Origin of the sequence: Streptomyces sp. NPDC091292, assembly GCF_044757265.1 — a bacterium.
In the GTDB taxonomy this organism is placed as follows: domain Bacteria; phylum Actinomycetota; class Actinomycetes; order Streptomycetales; family Streptomycetaceae; genus Streptomyces.
The window spans coordinates 183,905-205,661 of record NZ_JBIVUQ010000002.1 but is presented as its reverse complement, the minus strand read 5'-3'; the positions used below and the strand labels follow the sequence as shown (position 1 = coordinate 205,661).

At 72.2% G+C, this 21,757-nt stretch carries 25 protein-coding genes; 11 read left to right on the top strand and 14 right to left on the bottom strand.

Annotation, left to right across the window (positions count from 1 at the left end):
- Nucleotides 1-43: 43 nt before the first annotated feature.
- The gene (locus ACIQNU_RS09025; protein WP_401363041.1) at nucleotides 44-1,333 is read right to left on the bottom strand and encodes a DUF6986 family protein; all 1,290 of its coding nucleotides are present in this window, start codon (nucleotides 1,331-1,333) and stop codon (nucleotides 44-46) included.
- A gap of 234 nt (nucleotides 1,334-1,567) precedes the next feature.
- Here ACIQNU_RS09025 and ACIQNU_RS09020 point away from each other — a divergent pair, with 234 nt between their 5' ends.
- A complete protein-coding gene (locus ACIQNU_RS09020) occupies nucleotides 1,568-2,473 on the top strand; it encodes an endonuclease/exonuclease/phosphatase family protein (protein WP_401363038.1) in 906 nt (301 codons plus the stop codon).
- A gap of 113 nt (nucleotides 2,474-2,586) precedes the next feature.
- On the opposite strand, the gene ACIQNU_RS09015 is transcribed toward ACIQNU_RS09020, so the two are convergent.
- The 4 genes from ACIQNU_RS09015 to ACIQNU_RS09000 form a co-directional block, all read right to left on the bottom strand.
- Nucleotides 2,587-3,549 carry an electron transfer flavoprotein subunit alpha/FixB family protein gene (locus ACIQNU_RS09015; RefSeq protein WP_401363035.1) on the bottom strand — a complete coding sequence of 321 codons (963 nt, stop codon included), beginning with the start codon at nucleotides 3,547-3,549 and terminating at the stop codon, nucleotides 2,587-2,589.
- Nucleotides 3,550-3,643: 94 nt separating this feature from the next.
- Complete coding sequence (locus tag ACIQNU_RS09010) at nucleotides 3,644-4,429, bottom strand: electron transfer flavoprotein subunit beta/FixA family protein (protein ID WP_401363032.1); 786 nt, start codon at nucleotides 4,427-4,429, stop codon at nucleotides 3,644-3,646.
- 295 nt (nucleotides 4,430-4,724) lie between these two features.
- The gene (locus ACIQNU_RS09005) at nucleotides 4,725-5,255 is read right to left on the bottom strand and encodes a flavin reductase family protein (protein ID WP_401363029.1); all 531 of its coding nucleotides are present in this window, start codon (nucleotides 5,253-5,255) and stop codon (nucleotides 4,725-4,727) included.
- 118 nt (nucleotides 5,256-5,373) lie between these two features.
- Entirely contained in the window at nucleotides 5,374-5,787 is a 414-nt protein-coding gene (locus ACIQNU_RS09000) for a TlpA family protein disulfide reductase (protein ID WP_401363026.1), read from the bottom strand.
- 75 nt (nucleotides 5,788-5,862) lie between these two features.
- Between ACIQNU_RS09000 and ACIQNU_RS08995 the strand changes: the two genes are divergently transcribed.
- Entirely contained in the window at nucleotides 5,863-6,279 is a 417-nt protein-coding gene (locus ACIQNU_RS08995) for a DUF4395 domain-containing protein (protein ID WP_401363023.1), read from the top strand.
- A gap of 207 nt (nucleotides 6,280-6,486) precedes the next feature.
- Nucleotides 6,487-7,215: a lysophospholipid acyltransferase family protein gene (locus ACIQNU_RS08990; RefSeq protein ID WP_401363020.1), complete on the top strand. Its 729-nt coding sequence runs from the start codon at nucleotides 6,487-6,489 to the stop codon at nucleotides 7,213-7,215.
- 48 nt (nucleotides 7,216-7,263) lie between these two features.
- Here the strand turns inward: ACIQNU_RS08990 and ACIQNU_RS08985 are convergent, their stop codons facing one another.
- From ACIQNU_RS08985 to ACIQNU_RS08970, 4 genes are all read right to left on the bottom strand, one after another.
- The gene (locus tag ACIQNU_RS08985; protein ID WP_401363017.1) at nucleotides 7,264-7,962 is read right to left on the bottom strand and encodes a B3/4 domain-containing protein; all 699 of its coding nucleotides are present in this window, start codon (nucleotides 7,960-7,962) and stop codon (nucleotides 7,264-7,266) included.
- 120 nt (nucleotides 7,963-8,082) lie between these two features.
- Entirely contained in the window at nucleotides 8,083-9,168 is a 1,086-nt protein-coding gene (locus ACIQNU_RS08980) for a threonine aldolase family protein (RefSeq protein WP_401363015.1), read from the bottom strand.
- A complete protein-coding gene (locus ACIQNU_RS08975) occupies nucleotides 9,165-9,914 on the bottom strand; it encodes an SDR family NAD(P)-dependent oxidoreductase (RefSeq protein ID WP_401364213.1) in 750 nt (249 codons plus the stop codon). The genes ACIQNU_RS08980 and ACIQNU_RS08975 overlap by 4 nt, the downstream gene beginning before the upstream one ends.
- A gap of 26 nt (nucleotides 9,915-9,940) precedes the next feature.
- Entirely contained in the window at nucleotides 9,941-11,350 is a 1,410-nt protein-coding gene (locus ACIQNU_RS08970) for a DUF6421 family protein (protein WP_401363012.1), read from the bottom strand.
- 288 nt (nucleotides 11,351-11,638) lie between these two features.
- Here ACIQNU_RS08970 and ACIQNU_RS08965 point away from each other — a divergent pair, with 288 nt between their 5' ends.
- Both ACIQNU_RS08965 and ACIQNU_RS08960 read left to right on the top strand, forming a co-directional pair.
- Nucleotides 11,639-11,764, top strand: a complete 126-nt coding sequence (locus tag ACIQNU_RS08965; RefSeq protein WP_401363009.1) for a hypothetical protein — start codon at nucleotides 11,639-11,641, stop codon at nucleotides 11,762-11,764.
- Nucleotides 11,765-11,842: 78 nt separating this feature from the next.
- A complete protein-coding gene (locus ACIQNU_RS08960) occupies nucleotides 11,843-12,526 on the top strand; it encodes a glycerophosphodiester phosphodiesterase (protein ID WP_401363006.1) in 684 nt (227 codons plus the stop codon).
- On the opposite strand, the gene ACIQNU_RS08955 is transcribed toward ACIQNU_RS08960, so the two are convergent.
- Nucleotides 12,516-13,073 carry a GNAT family N-acetyltransferase gene (locus ACIQNU_RS08955; RefSeq protein WP_401363003.1) on the bottom strand — a complete coding sequence of 186 codons (558 nt, stop codon included), beginning with the start codon at nucleotides 13,071-13,073 and terminating at the stop codon, nucleotides 12,516-12,518. The two genes, ACIQNU_RS08960 and ACIQNU_RS08955, sit on opposite strands and share 11 nt — an antisense overlap.
- 436 nt (nucleotides 13,074-13,509) lie before the next feature.
- Here ACIQNU_RS08955 and ACIQNU_RS08950 point away from each other — a divergent pair, with 436 nt between their 5' ends.
- Nucleotides 13,510-14,100, top strand: a complete 591-nt coding sequence (locus ACIQNU_RS08950; RefSeq protein ID WP_401363000.1) for a WhiB family transcriptional regulator — start codon at nucleotides 13,510-13,512, stop codon at nucleotides 14,098-14,100.
- Nucleotides 14,101-14,179: 79 nt separating this feature from the next.
- Here ACIQNU_RS08950 and ACIQNU_RS08945 read toward each other — a convergent pair whose 3' ends face one another.
- Together ACIQNU_RS08945 and ACIQNU_RS08940 are read right to left on the bottom strand one after the other, a co-directional pair.
- A complete protein-coding gene (locus ACIQNU_RS08945) occupies nucleotides 14,180-14,707 on the bottom strand; it encodes a MarR family winged helix-turn-helix transcriptional regulator (RefSeq protein WP_401362997.1) in 528 nt (175 codons plus the stop codon).
- Nucleotides 14,704-16,440: an FUSC family protein gene (locus ACIQNU_RS08940; protein WP_401364210.1), complete on the bottom strand. Its 1,737-nt coding sequence runs from the start codon at nucleotides 16,438-16,440 to the stop codon at nucleotides 14,704-14,706. Before ACIQNU_RS08940 ends, ACIQNU_RS08945 begins: the two co-directional genes overlap by 4 nt.
- A gap of 285 nt (nucleotides 16,441-16,725) precedes the next feature.
- On the opposite strand from ACIQNU_RS08940, the gene ACIQNU_RS08935 reads away from it, so the two are divergent.
- From ACIQNU_RS08935 to ACIQNU_RS08920, 4 genes are all read left to right on the top strand, one after another.
- Entirely contained in the window at nucleotides 16,726-17,346 is a 621-nt protein-coding gene (locus tag ACIQNU_RS08935; protein ID WP_401364207.1) for a DUF5134 domain-containing protein, read from the top strand.
- Between the two features lie 186 nt (nucleotides 17,347-17,532).
- A complete protein-coding gene (locus ACIQNU_RS08930; RefSeq protein WP_401362994.1) occupies nucleotides 17,533-18,468 on the top strand; it encodes a M56 family metallopeptidase in 936 nt (311 codons plus the stop codon).
- A 33-nt stretch (nucleotides 18,469-18,501) separates the two neighbouring features.
- A complete protein-coding gene (locus ACIQNU_RS08925) occupies nucleotides 18,502-19,266 on the top strand; it encodes a phosphatase PAP2 family protein (RefSeq protein ID WP_401362991.1) in 765 nt (254 codons plus the stop codon).
- 33 nt (nucleotides 19,267-19,299) lie between these two features.
- On the top strand, nucleotides 19,300-20,004 hold the full coding sequence (locus tag ACIQNU_RS08920; protein WP_401362988.1) for an HAD family hydrolase: 705 nt from the start codon (nucleotides 19,300-19,302) through the stop codon (nucleotides 20,002-20,004).
- A 90-nt stretch (nucleotides 20,005-20,094) separates the two neighbouring features.
- Here ACIQNU_RS08920 and ACIQNU_RS08915 read toward each other — a convergent pair whose 3' ends face one another.
- Both ACIQNU_RS08915 and ACIQNU_RS08910 read right to left on the bottom strand, forming a co-directional pair.
- Nucleotides 20,095-20,514, bottom strand: coding sequence for a (4Fe-4S)-binding protein (locus tag ACIQNU_RS08915; protein ID WP_401362985.1), 420 nt, complete (start codon nucleotides 20,512-20,514; stop codon nucleotides 20,095-20,097).
- Between the two features lie 46 nt (nucleotides 20,515-20,560).
- Nucleotides 20,561-20,806, bottom strand: a complete 246-nt coding sequence (locus ACIQNU_RS08910; RefSeq protein ID WP_401362982.1) for a DUF2630 family protein — start codon at nucleotides 20,804-20,806, stop codon at nucleotides 20,561-20,563.
- Nucleotides 20,807-21,082: 276 nt separating this feature from the next.
- Between ACIQNU_RS08910 and ACIQNU_RS08905 the strand changes: the two genes are divergently transcribed.
- The gene (locus ACIQNU_RS08905; RefSeq protein WP_401362980.1) at nucleotides 21,083-21,748 is read left to right on the top strand and encodes a TetR/AcrR family transcriptional regulator; all 666 of its coding nucleotides are present in this window, start codon (nucleotides 21,083-21,085) and stop codon (nucleotides 21,746-21,748) included.
- The last annotated feature ends 9 nt before the right edge of the window (nucleotides 21,749-21,757 follow it).

Genomic DNA, 21,757 nt, shown 5'->3' with positions numbered 1-21,757 from the left:
ACTCCGGCGGCGGCCCGCTTCCGTATGTCGGCCCCGGTTCCCGTCAGAGCGTGAGATCGCCGCGGCGCGGGGAGGCGAAGCCCTCCAGGCCCGCGCGGTCGAGGCCGGTGAGCCGGGTGACCTCGTCGGTGTCGAGGGCGCCGCAGTCGAGGCCGCGCAGCAGATAGCCGCTGAGCGCCTTCGCGGTCGCGGGCTCGTCCATGACGTCGCCGCCGGTCCGGTCGGCGTAGGCGGCGAGGCGGGCGGCGGCCTGTTCGTAGCCCTCGCGGTAGAAGGCGAAGACGGCGGCGTACCGGGTGGGGAGGTGGCCGGGGTGCATGTCCCAGCCCTGGTAGTAGGCGCGGGCCAGGGCGCGGCGGGTGAGGCCGTAGTGCAGCCGCCAGGCGTCGTGGACCTGGGCGGTGGGGCCGACGGGCAGGACGTTGGTGGAGCCGTCGCAGACCCGGACCCCGGTGCCCGCGGCGGCGACCTGCATGATCGCCTTGGCGTGGTCGGCGGCGGGATGGTCGCTCGCCTGGTGGGCGGCGCTGACGCCGAGACAGGCGCTGTAGTCGAAGGTGCCGTAGTGCAGTCCGGTGGCGCGGCCGTCGGCGGCCTGGATCATTCGGGCGACGGTCGCGGTGCCGTCGGTGGCCAGGATGGACTGGCTGGTCTCGATCTGGATCTCGAAGCCGATCCGGCCCGGCTCCAGGCCGCGCGCCTTCTCGAACTCCTCCAGGAGCCGGACCATGGCGGTGACCTGCTCGGCGTACGTGACCTTCGGCAGGGTGAGGACGAGCCCGTCGGGCAGACCGCCGGCCGCCATCAGTCCGGTGAGGAAGATGTCGAGGGTGCGGATGCCCCGGTCGCGTACCGCCGCCTCCATGCACTTCATGCGGATGCCCATGTACGGGGCCGCGGTGCCGTTCTCGTACGCCTCGGCGACGAGCCGGGCCGCGCGGGCCGCTGCCTGGTCCTCCTCGGCGTCGGGGCGCCGGCCGTAGCCGTCCTCGAAGTCGATCCGCAGGTCTTCCACCGGTTCGCGTTCCAGTTTGGCGCGCACGCGCGCGTGGACGGGCTCCGCGAGGTCGTCGCCGATGCCGAGGACGGCGGCGAAGGCGGCGGCGTCCGGGGCGTGTTCGTCGAGCGCGCGCAGCGCCCGGTCGCCCCAGGTGCGGAGGGTGTCCGCGGCGAAGTCGTCGGCGGGGACGTACACGGTGTGGACGGGCTGGCGGGTGCCCGGGTCGCCGGGGTAGCGCCGCTCCAGCTCCGCGTCGACCGGGGCGAGGGAGGCGCTGACGCTCTCGCTGACCGTGCCCGCGATGCTCGTCGCCACCTTCTCCTGCTGACCCATCCCACACCCTCCTGTTTTCCGATGTACGGAATCTTAAATCCGTATGGTGAAGTTATCCAGGGACCTTCGCGCCGGTCAACACCCGCTTGGCGTACGGGACACTTCCGGCACCCGGCGTGTTCACTCCCGTCTCGGTTCCCTCTTCGACACTGCGGTCGCACGCTGCATCGTGCACCCCGTTCGTCCCGACCCGCTTCGTGACCCGCTTCGTGACCCCCGACCGAAGGAGCACGCATGCCGAACACCAGCCGAGTGACGCGCCGTCTGGGGCTCAAGACCGCCGTGGCGGCGGCGGTCGCCGGTCCCCTGTCCAGTACAGCACTGTCCGCCGCTCCCGCCTCGGCGGCGACCGGGCGCACGGACCGCCGCCTGGACGTCATGTCGTTCAACCTGCGCTACGCGAGCGCCACCGAGCCGAACAGTTGGGCGCGGCGCCGGCCCGTGGTGCGGGAGTTGCTGCGCCGCGAGCGGCCTCAGGTGATCGGTACCCAGGAGGGCCTGTACCAGCAGGTGCGGGACATCGAGGCCGATCTGGGGGCGCGCTACGACTGGATCGGCACCGGCCGTGCGGGCGGCAGCCGCGACGAGTTCATGGCGGTCTTCTACGACACGCGCCGCGTCGAGCCCGTCTCCTACGAGCACTACTGGCTCTCCGACACGCCCGACGTGATCGGGTCCAACACCTGGGGCGGCGGCTCCATCCGCATGGTGACCTGGGTGCGGTTCCGCGATCTGCGCGATGCCGGGCGGGAGTTCTACTTCCTGGACACCCATCTCGACAACGCCAGTCAGCACGCACGCGCGCGTGCCGCGTCCCTGATCGCCGAACGGATCGCCGGTCTCGATCGTTCCCTGCCGCTCGTGGTGACGGGCGACTTCAATGTGCCGGCGCACGGGAATCCGGTCTACGACACGATGCTCGGCGCGGGCCTGGCGGACACCTGGGACACGGCGGCCGAGCGCAGCGCGCTGTACGCGACGTTCCACGGGTACCGGCCGCTCGTGCCGGACGGTGAGCGGATCGACTGGATTCTCGCCACGCCCGGGGTGACGGTGCACCGGGCGTCGATCAACGCGTTCTCGTCCGGCGGCCAGTTCCCGAGCGATCACCTTCCGGTGCAGGCGTCGCTGACCCTGTGACGTCCGGCGCTCAGGGGCTCGTACGAGCGCCGGTAGGAGCCCGTAGGCGCCCTGGACGAGCCGAGGCCCCCGCCGACCGGTGCGGTCGTGGGGGCCTCGTGCGCGGTGGGTGCTCAGCCCTTGCGGGCCTTGATCTCCTCGGTGAGCTGCGGGACGACCTCGAAGAGGTCACCGACCACGCCGTAGTCGACGAGGTCGAAGATCGGGGCCTCGGCGTCCTTGTTGACGGCGACGATCGTCTTCGACGTCTGCATACCGGCCCGGTGCTGGATCGCGCCCGAGATGCCGTTGGCGATGTAGAGCTGCGGCGACACGGACTTACCGGTCTGGCCGACCTGGTTCGAGTGCGGGTACCAGCCCGCGTCGACCGCTGCCCGCGAGGCGCCGACGGCCGCGCCCAGCGAGTCGGCCAGCGCCTCGATGATCCCGAAGTTCTCCGCGCCGTTGACGCCCCGGCCACCCGAGACCACGATCGCGGCCTCGGTCAGCTCGGGACGGCCCGTCGACTCCCGGGGCGTGCGCGCGGTGACCTTCGTACCGGTCGCCAGCGCACCGAACGTCACCGACAGGGCCTCCACCGCGCCGGCGGCCGGGGCGGCCTCGACGGGGGCGGAGTTCGGCTTGACGGTGATGACCGGAGTGCCCTTGCTGACCCGGGACTTGGTGGTGAAAGCGGCGGCGAACGCCGACTGCGTGGCGACCGGACCCTCGTCGCCGGCCTCCAGGTCGACGGCGTCGGTGATGATGCCCGAGCCGATGCGCACGGCGAGGCGAGCGGCGATCTCCTTGCCCTCGGCGGAGGACGGGACGAGCACGGCGGCCGGCGACACGGCGTCGTACGCGGCCTGGAGTGCGTCGACCTTCGGTACGACCAGGTAGTCGGCGTACTCGGGGGCGTCGTGCGTGAGGACCTTCACGGCGCCGTGCTCGGCGAGCGCGGAAGCGGTGCTCTCGGCACCGGGGCCGAGGGCGACGGCGACCGGCTCACCGATGCGGCGGGCCAGCGTCAGCAGCTCCAGGGTGGGCTTGCGGACGGCACCGTCCAGGTGATCGACGTAGACGAGAACTTCAGCCATGGGAATGCTCTCCTGCGGATTGCGAAGTCTGAGGGGGCGGCGAAAGGGGGTGGGGCGGGCCTCGGGGTCTGGTGGCCCGTACGTCCTGGGGGGCCTAGATGAACTTCTGGCCCGCGAGGAACTCGGCGAGCTGCTTGCCGCCCTCGCCCTCGTCCTTGACGACCGTGCCCGCGGTCCGCGCCGGGCGCTGCGCCGCCGAGTCGACCTTGGTCCAGGAGCCGCCGAGACCGACCTCGTCGGCGTCGATCTCCAGGTCCTCCAGGTCCAGTGACTGCACCGGCTTCTTCTTCGCCGCCATGATCCCCTTGAACGACGGGTAGCGCGCCTCACCCGACTGGTCCGTCACCGACACGACCGCCGGAAGCTGCGCCTCCAGCTGCTCGGATGCCGTGTCGCCGTCGCGGCGGCCCTTGACGGTGCCGTCCTCGACGGAGACCTCGGAGAGCAGCGTGACCTGGGGGACGCCGAGGCGTTCGGCGAGGATGGCCGGGAGCACGCCCATGGTGCCGTCGGTGGACGCCATGCCGCAGATCACCAGGTCGTAGCCGGTCTTCTCGATCGCCTTCGCCAGCACCAGCGAGGTGCCCAGCGCGTCCGTACCGTGCAGGTCGTCGTCCTCGACGTGGACCGCCTTGTCGGCGCCCATCGACAGCGCCTTGCGCAGCGCGTCCTTCGCGTCCTCGGGGCCGACGGTGAGAACGGTGATCTCGGCATCGTCGGCCTCGTCGGCGATCTGCAGCGCCTGCTCGACCGCGTACTCGTCCAGCTCCGACAGCAGACCGTCCACGTCGTCGCGGTCCAAGGTGAGGTCATCGGCGAAATGCCGGTCACCGGTGGCGTCGGGCACGTACTTCACACAGACAACGATCCTCAAGCTCACGCCGGCTCTCCTACTGCATCGTCATTTCTGAGCTGCCTTCTTCCAGGCAGCATAGGCGCCTGGAGCGGCGGATCCCGGTCGGAGTCGATCCACGCACCCGCCGAAATATTACTCACCAGTACACCCACATCATTCCCCCTGAGCAAGCGCTTTGAACTGTGACGTTCGCAACGCTGCGTAACCAGTGATGTCACAGGCGCGGCATGGCATGGGCGACACGCGAGCAGCGGGGAGCAGCAGCGGTTCCGGTCCGGGAGGGGACTCCTCGGTCCGGCTCGGCCCGGCTCGGCCCGGCTCAGTCCGGGAGCGATGTGTAGCGGCCCTGGTGGTACAGCAGGGGGCGTCCGGGACCCGTCGGGTCGCCGGTGAGGACCTCGGCGATCACGAGGCGGTGGTCGCCGGCGGGCACCCGCGCGCGGACGCGGCAGACGAGCCAGGCGGGTACGCCGTCGAGCAGGGGGACGCCCTCGGGGCCGGTGCGCCAACGGGTGGGCGGGCCGAAGCGGTCGGCGCCGCTGCGGGCGAACGTGGCGGCGAGATCGCGCTGGTGGTCACCGAGCAGATGGACGCCCACATGGGTGGCGTCGGCGACCGCGGGCCAACTGGAGGCGCCCGTACCGATCCCGAAGGACAGCAGCGGGGGTTCGGCCGAGACCGAGGTGAGCGAGGTCGCCGTGAAGCCGGCGGGGCCCGAAGGACCGAGAGCGGTGATCACTGCGACACCGGCGGCGTGCCGGCGGAAGACGGAGCGCAGGAGGTCGGACGATCCCGGCGGGGTCACCTGGGGCGCGAGCCGGGCGGGGCCGGTGTCGGGCGCGGCCGTCATGCGACGGCCAGGAGTTCCGGGGGCACAGAGTCAGGCTGACGATAGGTGTTACGCGCAGTCAAGTGCCGTTCGCCATCTGGGAGATGCGTCACCGCGAGCACCCGGCGTCCGGGGCGGCTCATACGGCCTCGCCGAGAGCGGCGATCACATCGGCCTTGCGGGGCTGGCCGGTGGCGCGCCGGACGATCCGGCCGTCCGCGTCGAGCACCAGGACCGTGGGGGTCTTCAGGATGTCCAGGGCGCGCACGAGGTCGAGTCGGTCCTCGGCGTCGATCTCCACATGCCGCACTCCGGGCACCATCCCGGCGACCTCGCCGAGCACCCGTCGGGTCGCACGGCAGGGCTGGCAGAAGGCGCTGGAGAACTGTACGAGGGTCGCGCGCTCCCCCAGGCTCTCGCCCAGCTCCGCCGTACCGAGTTGCTTCCCGCCGTCGCGTCCGCGCACTCTCACCCTCCCGCTCCGGCGCCGGTGCACGGCTCCGTACGCCGCCGCCAGCGCGAGCACCGCCATGCACACCACGAGTCCAGTCATCCCCGGCATCAGCGTTCACGAGACCGCAAAGATTCCCGGCGCCCCCGGGGACCGGTGATACGGAATGCTTGATTCATGGACATCGACGCGAGAGGACCGCGGTTCGGGGCCGCGGTGACGACGGCCGTACTGGCGGTCGTCCTCATCACCGGCAACGTCTGGCCGCTGGTCTGGCAGACACTCTGCTTCGCACTGGGCGCCGCGGGTGGCGTGGCGCGTTCCCCGTACGGCTGGTTGTTCCGGACGGTCGTACGGCCGCGGATCGGGCCGCCGACGGAGTTCGAGGCGCCCGAACCGCCCCGCTTCGCCCAGGCGGTGGGTCTGGTCTTCGCCGTGCTCGGGCTGATCGGATACGCGGTCGGACCGGAGTGGCTGGGACTCGCGGCTACGGCGTGCGCACTGGCGGCGGCCTTCCTGAACGCGGCGTTCGCCTACTGCCTCGGGTGCGAGGCGTATCTGCTGGTGCGGCGCGGTTCGGCACGGGTGGGGTGAGGGCGTCGGCACGGGTGGGGTGAGAACGGCGGGACCAGCGGGAACGGTATGTGTCGGGAACGTGACGAGAATCTCGCGCTCCGCGGGCACCAGGACTGGCTACCCGTTCGTTCTTGGGGCACGATCTGCGCAGGCCGCAAACCTACGGCTGCGTAACTTCCCGCCGGGAGACCCCTCCCCAGGCAGAGAGAAGGGTCCTCCTCGCCCATGGCAGAGCTCGTCTACCGTCCCGTCATCGGCATGGCCCTCACCATGTTCAAGGCGCTCGACCTGAAGATCGACTGCAAGGGTTCGGAGAACATTCCGCGTTCGGGCGGTGCGGTGCTGGTCAGCAACCACATCAGCTATCTCGACTTCATCTTCAACGGGCTCGCGGCCCTCCCGCAGAAACGTCTCGTCCGGTTCATGGCAAAAGAGTCCGTGTTCCGGAACAAGGTGTCGGGTCCGCTGATGCGCGGAATGAAGCACATTCCCGTCGACCGCAAGCAGGGTGAGGCTGCCTTCGCGCACGCCTTGGAGTCGCTGCGGTCGGGCGAGGTCGTCGGGGTGTTCCCCGAGGCGACGATCTCGCAGTCGTTCACGCTCAAGAGCTTCAAGTCCGGTGCCGCGCGGCTGGCCCAGGAGGCGGGCGTGCCGCTCGTCCCGATGGCGCTGTGGGGCACCCAGCGACTGTGGACGAAGGGGCACCCGCGCAACTTCCGGCGCCATCACATCCCCGTGACGATGCGGATCGGCAAGCCGTTGGAGGCCCCGCGCGACCAGTACGCGGGCGCGATCACCCGCCGGTTGCGCGAGCGGGTGCAGGAGTTGCTCGAAGCGGCCCAGCGCGCCTATCCCGTACGCCCCAAGGGGCCGGACGACACCTGGTGGATGCCGGCGCACCTCGGCGGCACGGCGCCGACGCCCGAGGCGGTGCGGGCGGCCGAGAAGGGCTGACGACGGAGCAGGGCCCGGCCACGGTGTGGCCGGGCCCTCGTCGTACCGTCAGCCTTGGTCGGGCGCGTGCACCGTGATCCGTGCGCCGGGGCTGAACTTCTCGACGAGTTCGGCGAGTTCGGCGCCCGCCGCGGCCAGGTCGGGCACGGGCATCGGAGGCAGGCCCTCCAGGAGGAACAGTGCGGAGACCGACGCCTCGGTGAGTCGGGTGCGCACTCCCTGGCGCCAGTTCCAGCGGCGGCAGGTCACTCCGGCGTCGTCGCGCCAGACGACCTCCCCCGGCTCGGGGTGCTCGACGGCCGGTTCGCCGCCGGCTGCGGTGGCGAACTCCTCGTCCCCGGTGGCGCGCACGAGCCTCATCGCGCCGGCGATGTGGTCCGCGTCCTCGCCGCCGACCGGGACGAGGTGGGCGACGCTGATCGCGTTGTACACGTCGACGAGAGCATTGATCCGGGGCAGTCCGGCGTCGGACAGGGCCCGCTTGGCGAGCGCTTCGGCGGAGTTGCGGGTACGGGATGGCTTGGCGCCGAACGCCGTGTACGCGGCGCGCCACGCGGCCATGTGCGGGTCCTCGTGCGGGGCGCGGCCGTCCAGGCGGGCCGTGAGGCGGCGGGCCGCGTCGTCGAGGAGTGCCGATGTGCCGTCCGTGCTGGGGCCGTTGACCAGCCCGTACGCCTCGACGACGACATGGGTGAAGCCGGGCGTGAGGGCGCGCACCTCGTCGGACACGGTGAGCGTGGGAGTCATGGTCCGCCTTGCCTGCTGGGAGTGCGTGCTGCGTGGAATGCCGAGTCCGGGCGCGGCTCGGTCGGAGCACACGCCCGGATTTGGTGCAGCATACAGGACTGGACAGTCCATCCTGCTGGACTAGGGCTTCTCGCCCTGGCGGGCCATCTCCTCCTTGAGGGCGGCGACGAAGCCGTCGACGTCCTCCGCGCGGGTGTCGAAGGAGCACATCCAGCGGACGTCGCCGGCCGCCTCGTCCCAGAAGTAGAAGCGGTAGCGCTTCTGGAGGCGTTCGCTGACGTCGTGCGGGAGGCGGGCGAAGACCGCGTTGGCCTGGACGGGATGAAGGATCTCGACGCCGTGCACCGCGCGGACGCCCTCGGCGAGCCGCTGGGCCATCTCGTTGGCGTGCCGGGCGTTGCGCAGCCAGAGGTCTTTGGCGAGCAGTGCTTCCAGTTGGACGGAGACGAAACGCATCTTGGAGGCGAGCTGCATGGACAGCTTGCGCAGATGCTTCATATGGCTGACGGCGCCGGGGTCGAGCACGACGACGGCTTCACCGAAGAGTGCGCCGTTCTTGGTGCCGCCGAGGGAGAGGATGTCGACGCCGACCGCGTTGGTGAAGGCCCGCATCGGGACGTCGAGGGACGCGGCGGCGTTGGCTATCCGGGCGCCGTCGAGGTGCACCTTCATGCCGTGCTGGTGGGCGTGGTCGCAGATCGCGCGGATCTCGTCGGGCGTGTAGACGGTGCCGAGTTCGGTGTTCTGGGCGAGCGACACGACCTGCGGCATGGCCCGGTGTTCGTCGTCCCAGCCGAACGCCTGCCGGTCGATCAGCTCCGGCGTCAGCTTGCCGTCCGGTGTGGGCACCGTGAGCAGCTTGAGCCCGCCGACCCGCTCGGGCGCCCCGCACTCGTCCACGTTGATATGGGCGCTCTCGGCACAGATCACTGCTCCCCAGCGGTCGGTGACGGCCTGGAGGGCGACGACATTGGCGCCGGTGCCGTTGAACACCGGGTACGCCTCGGCGCTCGCGCCGAAGTGTCCGCGGACGATCTGCTGGAGGTGGTGGGTGTAGTCGTCCTCGCCGTACGCCACCTGATGCCCGCCGTTGGCCAGGCCCAGGGCGGCGACGACCTCCGGGTGGCCGCCGGCGTAGTTGTCGCTGGCGAAGCCGCGGACCTCCGGGTCGTGATGGCGTCGCGCGTCGGTCTTCGGAGGGTTCACGGCTTCTCGGTCAGCCACAGACGGTTTCCGTTCACTTCCCGGGCGGGCCGCTCCCAGACTCCGGCGATGGCCTCGGCCAGCTCCTTCACGTCGGTGAAGCCCGCGAACTTCGCGTGGGGTCGTTCGGCGCGCATCGCGTCGTGGACCAGCGCCTTCACCACCAGGATGGCAGCCGCCGCGCGGGGGCCCTCGTCGCCCCCCGCCTTGCGGAAGTCGTCCCCGAGGGCGAGCGTCCACGCCTCGGCCGCCGCCTTGGCCGCCGCGTACGCCGCGTTGCCCGCGGTGGGCCTGCTGGCTCCGGCGGCGCTGATCAGGACGTAGCGGCCGATTCCGCTGCGCCGGAGCGGTTCCTGGAAGGCGAGTGAGGTGTGCTGGACGGTCCGGATGAGGAGCTTCTCCAGGAAGTCCCAGTCCGCGAGGTCGGTGTCGGCGAAGGAGGCGCTGCCGCGCCAGCCGCCGACGAGGTGGACGAGTCCGTCGACGCGTCCGAAGTCCTTCTCGATCCGCGCGGCCCAGTCCTTGGTGGCCCGCAGATCGAGGAGGTCGACGGTGTCGCCCGTCACCGTGCAGCCGCCGTGTGCGTACCGCGCGGCGTCCACGGCCTCGGCGAGCCGGGCCGGGTCCGCGTCGGCGCCGACCACGGTGGCCCCGGCCTCGGCGAGGCGCAGGAGAGTGGCCCGGCCCGCCGGGCCCGCCGCTCCGGCCACCGCGACCACGGCGCCGCTGAGCGCGCTGTCGCCGTCCATCGTCTCCACCTCCGGGCTGCCCTGGCTCACGCGGCGATCCCTTCGGGGGTCGACGCGGTGATGCCCTTGGTCGAGGCGATCACGTTCTTCAGCTTCTTGGCGAGCGCCTCATAGAACATGCTCAGGGGAAACTCGTCCGGAAGCACGTCGTCCACGAGCTTGCGGGGCGGCTGCGTCAGGTCGAGGGCGTCGGGGCCCTTGGCCCAGCGGGAGCCGGGGTGGGGCGAGAGATGGCTCGCGACCAGCTCGTAGCCGGCGAACCAGTGGACGATCTTGGGCCGGTCGATGCCGTCGCGGTAGAGCTTCTCGATCTCGGCGCAGAGCTGGTTGGTGACCTGCGGGGCGCGGTCCCAGTCGATGTGCAGCTTGTTGTCGGTCCAGCGCACCACGTCGTGCTGGTGGAGGTAGGCGAAGAGGAGCTGGCCGCCGAGTCCGTCGTAGTTGCGGACGCGGTCGCCGGTGACGGGGAAGCGGAACATGCGGTCGAACAGCACCGCGTACTGCACGTCGCGGCCCTGCGGGAAGCCGTCGTCGGCCAGCTTCACGGCCTCCTTGAAGGCGGTCAGGTCGCAGCGCAGCTCCTCCAGGCCGTACATCCAGAACGGCTGGCGCTGCTTGATCATGAACGGGTCGAAGGGCAGGTCGCCATGGCTGTGGGTGCGGTCGTGGACCATGTCCCACAGGACGAACGCCTCCTGGCAGCGCTCCTGGTCGGCGATCAGCTCGCGGATGTCGTCGGGGAGGTCGAGGCCCAGGATGTCGACGGCGGCGGTGGTGACGCGCCGGAAGCGGGCGGCCTCGCGGTCGCAGAAGATGCCGCCCCAGGAGAACCGCTCGGGCGCCTCGCGCACGGCGATCGTCTCGGGGAAGAGGACGGCCGAGTTGGTGTCGTACCCGGAGGTGAAGTCCTCGAAGGTGATGCCGCAGTAGAGCGGGTTGTCGTAGCGGGTGCGCTCCAGCTCGGCCAGCCAGTCGGGCCACACCATGCGCAGGACGACCGCTTCGAGATTGCGGTCCGGGTTGCCGTTCTGCGTGTACATCGGGAAGACGACCAGGTGCTGGAGGCCGTCCTCGCGGTGTGCGGCGGGCTGGAACGCGAGCAGTGAGTCGAGGAAGTCGGGGACCGCGAAACCGCCGTCGGCCCAGCGGCGCAGATCGGTGACGAGGGCGGTGTGGTAGGCGGCGTCGTGCGGCAGCAGCGGGGACAGCTCGCCGACCGCGGCGCTCACGCGCGCGACGGCCCGCTCGGCGTCGGCGACGGCCGGTGCGCCCTCGGCGGCGAAGTCGATCGATCCGTCCTTGGACTGCCAGGGCCGGATCTGCTCCACGGCATCCTTGAGCAGGGGCCACGCCGGGTGCTCCACGATGCGCTCCGTGCTCTGCTCCGCACGGGATATACGCCCCTCCGGACCCGCCTGCACAAGAATTTCCGTCATCTCTCACCCTCCACCGGAGAAACTTCCGTCAAGACACCGTATGCGTGCAAGCTTCTCCGCAGCAAGTGGGGGCTCGGCAAATTATCCTGCCCCACCCCACTCTTCACCGCTCTTTTTCCTGTCGGATGCCCGGGATGCGGATGCTTCTGCTACGAGCGGCTTGGGGCAGCCCTGGGTCAACGCCCGGAGGACTCGCCCACCGGCGGGTGACACGGCTCGCGGTCCCGGTGCGGCTGCCGGTAGGACGGGGCCCGGTCCCCTGTCCCGCCACCATCGGAGCCGCACCCCGTGAGTACCCGTGCCGTCCTTGTCGCCGCCGTGGTCACCGCTCTCGTCCTCGGGATCGTCAACCAGCGGGCGGATGCCTGCACTCGGCCCTGCCGGAGCGGTTCCCTCGCGGTGGCGGGCCATTAGGCTGCGACCTTGCCGCGTGGCCCCGCCTCCCCACGGCCGCGCGGGAGCAGAGCCGCCGTCGACGGAAGCGAGTCAACCTTGAACTTCCTCACCATCGGTCATCGCGGAGTGATGGGTGTCGAACCCGAGAACACCCTCCGATCGTTCCTCGCAGCGGAGCACGCGGGACTCGACCTCATCGAACTCGATCTGCATCTGAGCAAGGACGGCGCTCTCGTCGTCATGCACGACGCCGACGTGGACCGCACGACGGACGGCAGCGGGCCGATCGCCGAGCAGACCCTCGCCGAGCTGCGGACGCTCGACGCGGGCCGCGGTGAGCGCATCCCGGTCTTCGAGGAGGTCCTCGACGCGGTGAGAGCACCGCTCCAGGCCGAGATCAAGGATGTCGCGGCGGCGCGGGCCCTCGCCGAGGTGATGAACCGGCGCGATCTGGTCTCCCGCGTCGAGGTGCTCTCGTTCCATGACGAGGCCGTCGCCGAGATCGCCCGGCTCGTCCCGGGTGTGCGCACCGCTCTCGTCGCCAGCCGGTACGGCACGGACGTCGTGGAGCGGGCCACCGCCGTCGGCGCCACCACGCTCGTCCTGAACATCCGCAGGCTGACGCTGGAGATCGTCGAGCGGGCCCGGAAGGCGGACCTGCGGATCATCGGGTGGGTCGTCAACACCCAGGAGCATCTGCGGCTGGTCCGCGCCCTGGAGCTGGACGGCGCGACGACCGACTACCCGGAGATCAAGCGCACCGGCCGCTTCACGGCGTGACGTCGAGCGCCTTGACCAGCAGTTCGAACTGAAGGTCGTCGCGCTGGGGTATGCCGAAGCGCTCGTCGCCGTACGGGAACGGCGTCATCCGTCCCGTACGGCGGTAGCCCCGCCGCTCGTACCAGGCGATCAGGTCGTCGCGTACCGAGATGACCGTCATCTGCATCTCCCGCGCGTCCCACGTCCCGCGCGCGATGCGCTCGGCCTCCGCGATGATCACCTTGCCGAGGCCCGCGCCCTGGAGGTCGGGGCGGACGGCGAACATACCGAAGTACGCGGCGTCGCCGCGGTGTTCCAACTGGAAGCAGGCGACGACATCGCCGTCCCGCTCGACGCCGATCAGCAGGCTGTCGGGCGCCTTGATGACGTCGAGCACGCCCTGCGGGTCGGTGCGCTGTCCGCGCAGCAGGTCCGCCTCGGTGGTCCAGCCGCCCTGCTCGTCCCCCCGGTACGCCGCTTCGATCAGGGCGACGAGTGCGTCGACGTCGGACTCGGCGGCCTCCTTGAAGACGAGGTCGCCGGTGGTGGGGCGCGGGGCGGTGTCCATGGGCGTGTGTCTCCGCTCTCGTGTCGGTGGGCGCCCGCCTGTCGGTGGCGCGCCCGCACGTGGTCGTGGACGCGCTCGTGTCGGCGTGCCCGGCCGAGGGTAGCGCGGGCGCGGGCGGGCGCCCGCATGGTGCACGTACTCACGCAACAGGATCCTGATCCGCCCCAGCGACCCACCAGCCCTCCGCCCCGGACCGGGTCCGTCCGCCAAGGCCCCGTCCGGGCATCTGAAGGCGTTCGCTGAACAGGCGCGGCTCCGCATCCGTTGAAGCAACCAGAGGCATGGTGCGAAATCCGCCGACGGACCGCACGAAGGACCGCTCGTCCCGCTCCGCGCCACGCCGCCCGGCCCCGGCGGACGACCACCGGTGATGGCCGCCGGCGGGAGACCGCCGGGCCGGGCAGAAGAACCGCACGACCGAAGGGACACAGCCAAGATGACCGTCTCCCGGCCGCACCGCGACCGCGCGCCCGTCCGCGACACCGCCTTCCTGGATGCCGCGTGCATCGGCGAGGAACCCGAACTCTTCTTCCCTCGCGGGGAGTCGGAGCGGTGGGAACACTCCATCGAGCAGGCCAAACGCATCTGCGGCGGCTGCGACATCCGTATCGACTGCCTGCGGTACGCCGTGGACAACGCGGAGGCGGAGGGCGTGTGGGGTGGCCTCACACCGTCGGAGCGCCGCAGGTTCCGGCGCGCGCTGCGGACCCTGTACGGGGCGCAGGACACCCTCGTACGGCGGCTGTTGTCCGGGGAGCGGCTGCTGGTGCCGCCCGAGCATCTGGGTTCCGTGGTCTGGCAGTTGGCCTGGCACGGCTGGCGGATCGAGCGGATCTGCCTGGCCACGGCGGTACCGCGGCCCCGGGTGCGGCGCTCCCTGGCGGCGGCCCAGTCGGCGGCGGACTTCCTGCGCGCCGCCGGGATCGACCCGCGCCCGCGCGCGACCCGCGTCACGCCGGAGGAGCCGCCGGGCGCCTCGGACAGCCAGGGGCCGCGGGATCCGCACGGAGGCCGTCAGGCGGCGTGAGGCCGCCCGCGGAGACCGCCGGGCGGGAAACCGACGGGCAGGTCACGCGAGGCCCGTACGTGGGCGTCCTCGCGGCGGATCAGGCCCTTGGGCCGCCGAGGCTGCCTTCGAGCTGGGCGAGCAACTGCCCCAGGAGGGCGGCCAGGTCGTCGCGGCCGGGTGTGTCGAGTCCGGCCAGGGCCGCCTTCTCGTACGCGAGCTGTCCGGGCAGGACGGCGTCGACCAGGTCGCGGCCCGCGTCGGTGAGCGCCACATGGGCGACGCGCCGGTCCCGGGTGTCGCCCCGCCGCCCGACGAGCCCGCGCGCGGTGAGCTGCTTGAGCCGCTTGGTCACCGCGGCCCCGGACGAGAAGGTCTCGCGGGCCAGGTCGCCGGGGGTCAGTTCGTGTCCGGTGCGCCGCAGCGCGCCCAGGAGGTCGAACTCGGCGCGGGTCAGCCCCGCGCGCCGCAGCGGGGCGTCCTCGGCCTGCTGGAGAAGCGCCGCACAGCGGTTGATCCGGCCGATGATCTCCATCGGCCCGGTGTCGATCCCGGGGTGGACGTCCTGCCACTGCCGCACCACCTCGGCGACGGTGTCCCCCGCCGCCCGGCCGCTGTCCGTCGTCATGCCTGTGCGCCCTCCGGGACGTGCCGCCCCTGCCCTCGAACCGTCGCGGCGAGCGTACGGTGTCCGACCCGCTCGGTGAGTACGAGGCGCTCCTCGGGCAGCGCTTTCCGCCACCACTCGCCGGACGCGGCATCGGCCGTGGCGCGCAGCTCGACCAGGGCGGTGGCCAGGCTCCGGTGGGCGCGCTCCAGGGTGCCGCGTTCGGGGTCGCGCCGGGCCAGGGCGTGTTCGGCGTGCTCCCGCGCGCGGTCGGCGGTGTCCAGGGCCCGTTCGACATGGCGGGTGGCGCGCCGGTTGGTGACCGCGACGGCCGCGAGGATCCCGACGAGGGCGCCCACGGCGGTGTCGGCGACGCGGTCCGTGATCAGTTCGCCCGGCCCCTGGAACCGTCCGAACTCGGTGACGAGCAGCGCCATGGGGGTCACGCAGACGCTGCCGAGCCAGTAGTTGCGCGCGATCAGCGCCTCCGCGCCGAAGCTCAGCAGCAGACAGCACACCACCAGCGCGACCGGGCCGAGGTGGGCCAGCGGCGCGATCGCCGCGAAGGCGGCGACGCCGACGAGGTTCCCCACGAGGCGCTGGACCCCACGGGTCCAGGTGAGCGTGGTGTTGGCCTGGTAGAGCGAGGCGGCCGTGACCAGCGCCCAGTAGGGCCGCCCCACGCCGAGGGCGAGCGACGCGTACCCGGCGAGCGCACAGCCGACGGCGGTCCGCAGCGCTATGGGCGCCAGGGGCGAGCCCGGCCCGATCCGGTGCCACAGGGACGGCCGGGGCGCGCTGTGGGCGGCCTCGACGCGCAGGAGGCCGCCGTCACCTGCGGCGGCGGCCGTGCTTCCGAGGTCCGGAACAGCTCCTGTGCCGCGCAGGCCGGTCGCCCACGCGCGCAGGGCCGCCGGATCGGTGAGCGCGGGGGCGGCGAGAGCGGCGTCGGCGTGGACCAGAAGCCGTTCGAGGGCGCGGCGGACGGTGTCCCGGCGATCGGCCCGGGTGACGCGGCCACGCGCGCGGGGGTGGTACGCGAGTGCGCGCGGGCCGTCGGTACGCGGACCCGAGCTGATCGCGAGGAGGCACTGCCAGGCGGCGTCGACGGCCACCAAGGCGTGGGCTCGGGCGTCGTCGGCAGCACCGCGCGCGGGGATGTCGGCGGGCCCGTCCGCGCCTCCGCCGTCCGCGTGGTCAACCCCGTACTCGTCCGCGTAGGCGGCTGCCGCGTTCAGGGCGCGGGCGGTGGCGCGCCGTTCCGGGCCGTGCGGGCGTACGAGGGCGGGTGCCATGCCGACCAGCCAGGCGACCGCTCCCGCCCCGGCCGCGAGCGCGAGATGGCCGGGGAGCGCGCCGGGCGTCCCGGGTGTGAAGAGACACGCGGAGCTGACGAAGGTGAAGATCAGATGGCCGGGCGGGCCGATCCGGGTGGCGTCGCAGAGCGCCTTCTGCGCGGCGGCGAGCAGCGCGCCGACGGCCACGAGCACGGCCGCCGAACCGGTCAGGGACGCGGTGAGCAGGGCGACGCAGAGGCTCGTCAGCATGCCGACGACGACCAGGGCGAGCACCCGCGCGCGTGCCGCGTACGGGAGGTGGTGCGCATACAGGGCACAGAACGATCCCGCCATGGTGTACGTGACCAGATCGAGGCGGCCGAGGGCGAGCAGCGTGACGTTGGGGACCGCGGCGGCGACCACCACACTCAGCGCGGGCTTGAACCAGATGTCGGACGGCCGCCCGAGCCGCAGCACCCCGGCCAGAGGGAGCCGGCGGACCTGGGGCGCCCGGGAGGCGACGGCGGCAGAAGCAGCGGGGACGGCGGTGGCACCGGCCGGACGAGGGGTACTCACCCATAGAGATTAACAGGTATTTTACTCGTGAACGACTCCTCCGCGATCCACCCCCACCTGCGCCGCGATCCCGAGCGCTCCCCCTCGTACGCCTGCTCGTACGCCTGTGCGCTCACTTTTGCCCGCTTTCCCGGTCCACCGCTTGGGCATCAATCGCCCGACACCGTCGAGCGGGGGAGGTACGCGGTGCACGCACCGGCGTCGGCCGCCTGGCTCCTTGTCGCGCTGTGCGCGGCGAGCGGGGCCTACTGTCTGCTGCGGATGCGCAGCGCCGTCGAGGAGCAGCGCCGGGCCGCGGGCGCCGAGGCCCTGATGGGGTTCGGGATGGCGGCGATGGCGGTGCCGGCCGCGTTCGTGACGCCCCCGCGCGCGATGTGGCTCGTCTGCGCGGTCGTGTTCGCGGCGGCCGGACTGCGGTCGGTGGCGGGGGTCGGGCCGCGCGGCGCGCGGGGGCCCCGGGGTGACGCCCATCAACTGCACCACCTCGTGGGCGCGGTCGCGATGGTGTACATGTCGGTCGTGATGGCCGCCTCACCCGGCGGGCACGCGGGGCACGGCACGTCGGGAACGCCCTTGCTGACCGGGGCGCTGCTGCTGTACTTCGCGGCCTATGTGCTCAGGTCGGGCACACGACTCATACCCGCGACCGCCACGCGCCTGGGACACGGGCAGGGGCAGGGATACGGGCATGAGTACGGCGGCGGCACGGGCACCGCGGCCCTCGGCTGGGGAGACCGGCCCGAACTCGCGAGGGCCTGCCGACTCTCCATGGGCATCGCCATGTTCGCGATGCTCCTCACCCTCTGATCACCCTGACCACCTTGATCAACCTCTGAGCCCAGCCCTCCGCGACACCCGGGAGCCCCCCTCGCACCGGCGCCCCGAAGATCGAACACCCTCAAAAGGTGCAGAGATCACCGTCAAACCGTGGTCTGCGTCACTTGCCGCGACTGCCCATACCCTGGAGTAGTCGGCCCCTCATAGGCTGGGCGCATGACGGTCCCCGTGGCACTGCTGCTGCTCGGCGCTCTGACCGCCCTCCTCGCGCCGAGGCTCCTCGCGCGGGCCGAGTGGCCGGAGCGCGAACCGGTGGTGGCGCTGTGGGTGTGGCAGTGCGTCGTGGCGGCCGTCCTCCTCTGCTGTGCGCTGGCGATGGCGCTGAGCGCCGCGGCGGCCTGGCACGCGGTACGCGGACAGTTGTTCGCGCCCGCGCCGAGCGGCGTCGTGGAGGCGTACGCACTCGGTACGACGGGCCCCTGGGCGGCGACGACGGCCGTCCTGCTCGCCTGCGGAGGCGCCTGGACGGCGGCGATGCTGACCCGCGAGATCCTGGGCGCGCGGGCCCGGCGCAGGAAGCAGCGCGCCGAACTCCTCGTACGCTCCCCGCTGTTGCCCGGCGAAGAGGCGGGCGGTGACCGGCTCGTCGTGCTTGAGGGCAACCGTCCCGACGCTTGGTGGCTGCCGGGCGCCGCGCCTCAGCTCGTCATCACCACGGGCGCTCTGCGGCGGCTCAAGGGACGGCAACTGGACGCCGTGCTCGCCCATGAGCAGGGGCACGCGCAGGCCCGGCACGACTGGCTGCTGCACTGTTCGGCGGCGCTCGCGTACGGCTTCCCGCAGGTCCCGGTGTTCGCCGCGTTCCGTGACGAGATGCACCGGCTGGTGGAGTTGGCGGCCGACGACGTGGCTTCCCGGCGCTTCGGCCGGCTGACGATTGCGCTGGCGCTCGTCGAACTCAACGAGGACCGGGGCGTGTTCGGTCCCTGCCCCACGCCGCAGGCACATGTGCCGCAGCGTGTGCACCGGTTGCTCGCGCCCCGGACGCGGCTCTCGCCCGCGCGCCGGCTGCGGTTGACGGCGGCGGCGGCCCTGGTGCCCGTGGTGCCGCTGCTGGTGGCGTTCGTACCCGGGCTGCGGGCGCTGGGATAACCTCCGCGGGTGCCCGTCGAAGAGGATCGCCCCATGAGCACGGTGCCGGCCGAATCGCCCGTACCACCGCCTTCGTCACTGCCGTCGCCGCCGCCCCCGCCTCTCCCGGAGCCACCCGTTCCGTCGCCGTCGGACCCGTCGCCGCTGCCGCCCGCCGCGAACGCCACGCGCACCGCCGCCCTGGGCTTCGCCCTGCTCTCCGCCGTGCTGCTGCTTCTCGTGGCGCTGCGCTGGAGCCCGCTGATGGACGCCGACGGCTCCCTCGCGCGCGAGGCGCACCGGTGGGCCGTGGCGGAGCCGGGCGTGACCCATGTGCACCGGGTGCTGACGGACTGGGTGTGGGATCCGTGGACGATGCGGGCGCTGGCCGCGGCGGTCACGCTCTGGCTCCTGTCGCGCAAGGCGTGGTGGCTCGCGCTGTGGATCACCGTGACCTGTGCCCTGGGCACGGCGGTGCAGCAGTCCCTCAAGGCCGCGCTCGACCGTGACCGCCCGGTGTGGCCCGACCCGGTGGACTCGGCCCACTACGCGGCCTTCCCGTCCGGCCACGCGATGACGGCGACCGTCGTCTGCGGACTGCTCCTGTGGGTGCTGCATCTGTACGGCGCGGGCCGCGTCGTCCTGTGGCGTACCGCGGTCGTCGTCGCGGCGGTCTCCGTCGCCGGGGCGGGGCTGACCCGGCTCTGGCTGGGCGTGCACTGGCCGTCGGACGTGCTCGGCGGCTGGTTCCTGGGCACCCTGATGGTGACCCTGGCCATCGCTTCGTACGCCAAAGTGCGGGGACCCGGGCGTACTTGACCTGACGGGCGGCGGCGTCGAAGCATCTCCTTCATGACGATCAAAGGTGTGCTCTTCGACTTCTCGGGGACGCTGTTCCGCGCCGAGTCCACCGATTCCTGGCTGCGCGCCGCCCTCGGCGCGTCCGGAACCGCCGTGGGTGAGGCGGAGTTCACGCGGCTGAGCGCGGAGCTGGAGGCCGTGGGGGCACTGCCCGGCGGAGCCACCCCGGCACGGGTGCCCGAGGAGCTGACGCAGGTGTGGGACGACCGGGACATCGGCTCCGAGCAGCACCGCGCCGCGTACACGGGGATCGCGCGCCAGGTGCGGCTGCCCGGCGCCGGGCTCCACGACGCGCTGTACGAACGCCACATGGCACCGGCCGCGTGGCACCCCTACCCGGACGCGGCCGAGGTCCTGAAGGGGCTGCACGCGCGCGGTGTCGCCGTGGCAGTGGTGAGCAACATCGGCTGGGACCTGCGGCCCGTCTTCCTTGAGCACGGCGTGGACGCGTACGTCGGCGCGTACGCCCTGTCCTTCGAGCACGGCATCCAGAAGCCCGATCCCCGGCTCTTCGGGGCCGCGTGCGACGCGCTGGACGTCGACGCGCGGAACGTGCTCATGGTCGGCGACAACCGTCACGCGGACGGCGGCGCCACCGCGCTCGGCTGCGCGGTGCACTTCGTGGACCATCTCCCGGCGCGGGACCGGCCCGACGGGCTGCGGCCCGTCCTCGACCTTGTCGACAGGGCGAGCTGACGACGTTATCGACAGGGCGAGCTGAGGGTGCTCCGTCGGCAAGCGCGCGTCACGCGCGCGGGGTCACGCCGTCCTCCCCGCGCGCGTGGATCACGTTTCGCGTCCGCACTCCCCTGAGTGGTCGCACAGCGGCAGCCGCGCGCTGTTCCCGCAGCCGCACAGGGTGACCCGGGTCTCGGCCCACGGCGTGCCGTCCGGGGCTGTGATCCGCAGGTCGCCGCGGACCACGATCCGGCCGTCCGGCGCGCGGACGACGGTGGTCGGTGTCTCGGGCGACTCGTCGGGGCCGTCGGGAAGCGTGTACTGGAGTGCGCCGGACGGGCAGCGCCGGATCACGTCGGCGACCTCGGGGGCGGGTGCTCCGTCCGGGTCGATCCAGGGGCGGCGGGCGGTGTCGAAGACCTCGGGAAGCCCACGGACGCACTCCGCCGCGTGCAGACAGCGCCGGGCGTCGAAGGTGACGGTGACGCCCTTGCCCGCGTACGCCTTGCCGCGCCCGCCCGCGCTCATGCCCTGCCGCTTCCGGCGCCCACGGCGAATCTCCCGCTTCCGGCCCTCATGACTGGTAGCCCTCGACCTCCGGGGACGGCCGGACCGTCGCCTCGTCCGGGTTCTCGCCGAACTCCGACTTGGCGCGCCGCTGCCTGAGCAGGTCCCAGCACTGGTCGAGTTCCCGCTCCAGCTCGGCAAGGCGTGCGTGCTCCGTCGAGCTGTCGATCCGCCCGGCGGCGAGCGATGACCGCAGGGCCCGCTCGTCCTCGACCATCGCCGTGATCCGGGCGAGGATCTGCTGCTGATCCATGTCGTCGCCTCCTCGGACCTCACTCTAAGGAGGCCGCCGAAATCGCGCGAGAAGAGCGACCACCGCCCGCCCGCGAAGAACGGCCGCCAGGCGCTCCAGGACAGCGGACACGGCCTGCTCCGAGCAGCGGTCAAGGCAGAGGTCCGGGCCCCTGTCCGTACGGACGATCCCCCGCGTCGCCCGTACGGACAGCGACCCCGTCCGGGGCCCCGAGGGATCGCCGGACGTGCCGCGCTGAGTATATTGGCTGAGAGCCAGTCAACGCAGGAGTACAGGATGTCCCCGCGCAGCCCGTCGGTCAATGAAGAGTTGCGTCGACGTTCCCGCGAACGGTTGCTCCAGGCGGCCGTGGAGCTGGTCGACGAGCGCGGGTACGACGCCACGACGCTGGGCGACATCGCCGATCGGGCGGGCTCCGCGCGTGGTCTGGTCTCGTACTACTTCCCCGGGAAGCGGCAGCTCGTCCAGTCAGCGGTGCACCGGCTGATGCACCGCACGCTCCAGGCGGGTCTGGAGCGGGAGCCGCGCACCGCGGACGGCGCGGAGCTGCTGGCACGGGCGATCGACGCGATCCTGGGCCTGGCGCGGGACCGGCCGGTGCTGATGCGGACGCACATGGCCGGGATCCTCCAGGCCGAGGGGTTCGTGCGGTGCCCTGAGCAGCAGCGGCTCGCGGAGCTGCTGCGCGACACCGTGGAGGCTCATGGCTCGCCGGCCGCGGAGCGGGATTATCCGCTGCTGCGGGCGCAGTTGATGGGCGCGGTGTTCGCGATCCTGTTGCCGGGCGCCCCGATGCCGATGGCGGTCATGCGGGCGGAGCTGTTCCAGCGCTACGGGCTGGCGTGGGAGCGGGGTACCCCGCCGGGCGGCGAGCCGCCCGGCGGGACGCGTGGGCAGCGTCTCCCGGATCTTTCCCGGTACTTCGACACGGATCCGACGTAGGGCCGTCGA

Bases quoted from the DNA above. Each gene is read 5' to 3' on its own strand.
- ACIQNU_RS09025 (WP_401363041.1), bottom strand. From the start codon at position 1,333: ATGGGTCAGCAGGAGAAGGTGGCGACGAGCATCGCGGGCACGGTCAGC.
- ACIQNU_RS09020 (WP_401363038.1), top strand. From the start codon at position 1,568: ATGCCGAACACCAGCCGAGTGACGCGCCGTCTGGGGCTCAAGACCGCC.
- ACIQNU_RS09015 (WP_401363035.1), bottom strand. From the start codon at position 3,549: ATGGCTGAAGTTCTCGTCTACGTCGATCACCTGGACGGTGCCGTCCGC.
- ACIQNU_RS09005 (WP_401363029.1), bottom strand. From the start codon at position 5,255: ATGACGGCCGCGCCCGACACCGGCCCCGCCCGGCTCGCGCCCCAGGTG.
- ACIQNU_RS09000 (WP_401363026.1), bottom strand. From the start codon at position 5,787: ATGACTGGACTCGTGGTGTGCATGGCGGTGCTCGCGCTGGCGGCGGCG.
- ACIQNU_RS08995 (WP_401363023.1), top strand. From the start codon at position 5,863: ATGGACATCGACGCGAGAGGACCGCGGTTCGGGGCCGCGGTGACGACG.
- ACIQNU_RS08990 (WP_401363020.1), top strand. From the start codon at position 6,487: ATGGCAGAGCTCGTCTACCGTCCCGTCATCGGCATGGCCCTCACCATG.
- ACIQNU_RS08985 (WP_401363017.1), bottom strand. From the start codon at position 7,962: ATGACTCCCACGCTCACCGTGTCCGACGAGGTGCGCGCCCTCACGCCC.
- ACIQNU_RS08975 (WP_401364213.1), bottom strand. From the start codon at position 9,914: ATGGACGGCGACAGCGCGCTCAGCGGCGCCGTGGTCGCGGTGGCCGGA.
- ACIQNU_RS08970 (WP_401363012.1), bottom strand. From the start codon at position 11,350: ATGACGGAAATTCTTGTGCAGGCGGGTCCGGAGGGGCGTATATCCCGT.
- ACIQNU_RS08955 (WP_401363003.1), bottom strand. From the start codon at position 13,073: ATGGACACCGCCCCGCGCCCCACCACCGGCGACCTCGTCTTCAAGGAG.
- ACIQNU_RS08950 (WP_401363000.1), top strand. From the start codon at position 13,510: ATGACCGTCTCCCGGCCGCACCGCGACCGCGCGCCCGTCCGCGACACC.
- ACIQNU_RS08945 (WP_401362997.1), bottom strand. From the start codon at position 14,707: ATGACGACGGACAGCGGCCGGGCGGCGGGGGACACCGTCGCCGAGGTG.
- ACIQNU_RS08930 (WP_401362994.1), top strand. From the start codon at position 17,533: ATGACGGTCCCCGTGGCACTGCTGCTGCTCGGCGCTCTGACCGCCCTC.
- ACIQNU_RS08925 (WP_401362991.1), top strand. From the start codon at position 18,502: ATGAGCACGGTGCCGGCCGAATCGCCCGTACCACCGCCTTCGTCACTG.
- ACIQNU_RS08920 (WP_401362988.1), top strand. From the start codon at position 19,300: ATGACGATCAAAGGTGTGCTCTTCGACTTCTCGGGGACGCTGTTCCGC.
- ACIQNU_RS08915 (WP_401362985.1), bottom strand. From the start codon at position 20,514: ATGAGCGCGGGCGGGCGCGGCAAGGCGTACGCGGGCAAGGGCGTCACC.
- ACIQNU_RS08910 (WP_401362982.1), bottom strand. From the start codon at position 20,806: ATGGATCAGCAGCAGATCCTCGCCCGGATCACGGCGATGGTCGAGGAC.
- ACIQNU_RS08905 (WP_401362980.1), top strand. From the start codon at position 21,083: ATGTCCCCGCGCAGCCCGTCGGTCAATGAAGAGTTGCGTCGACGTTCC.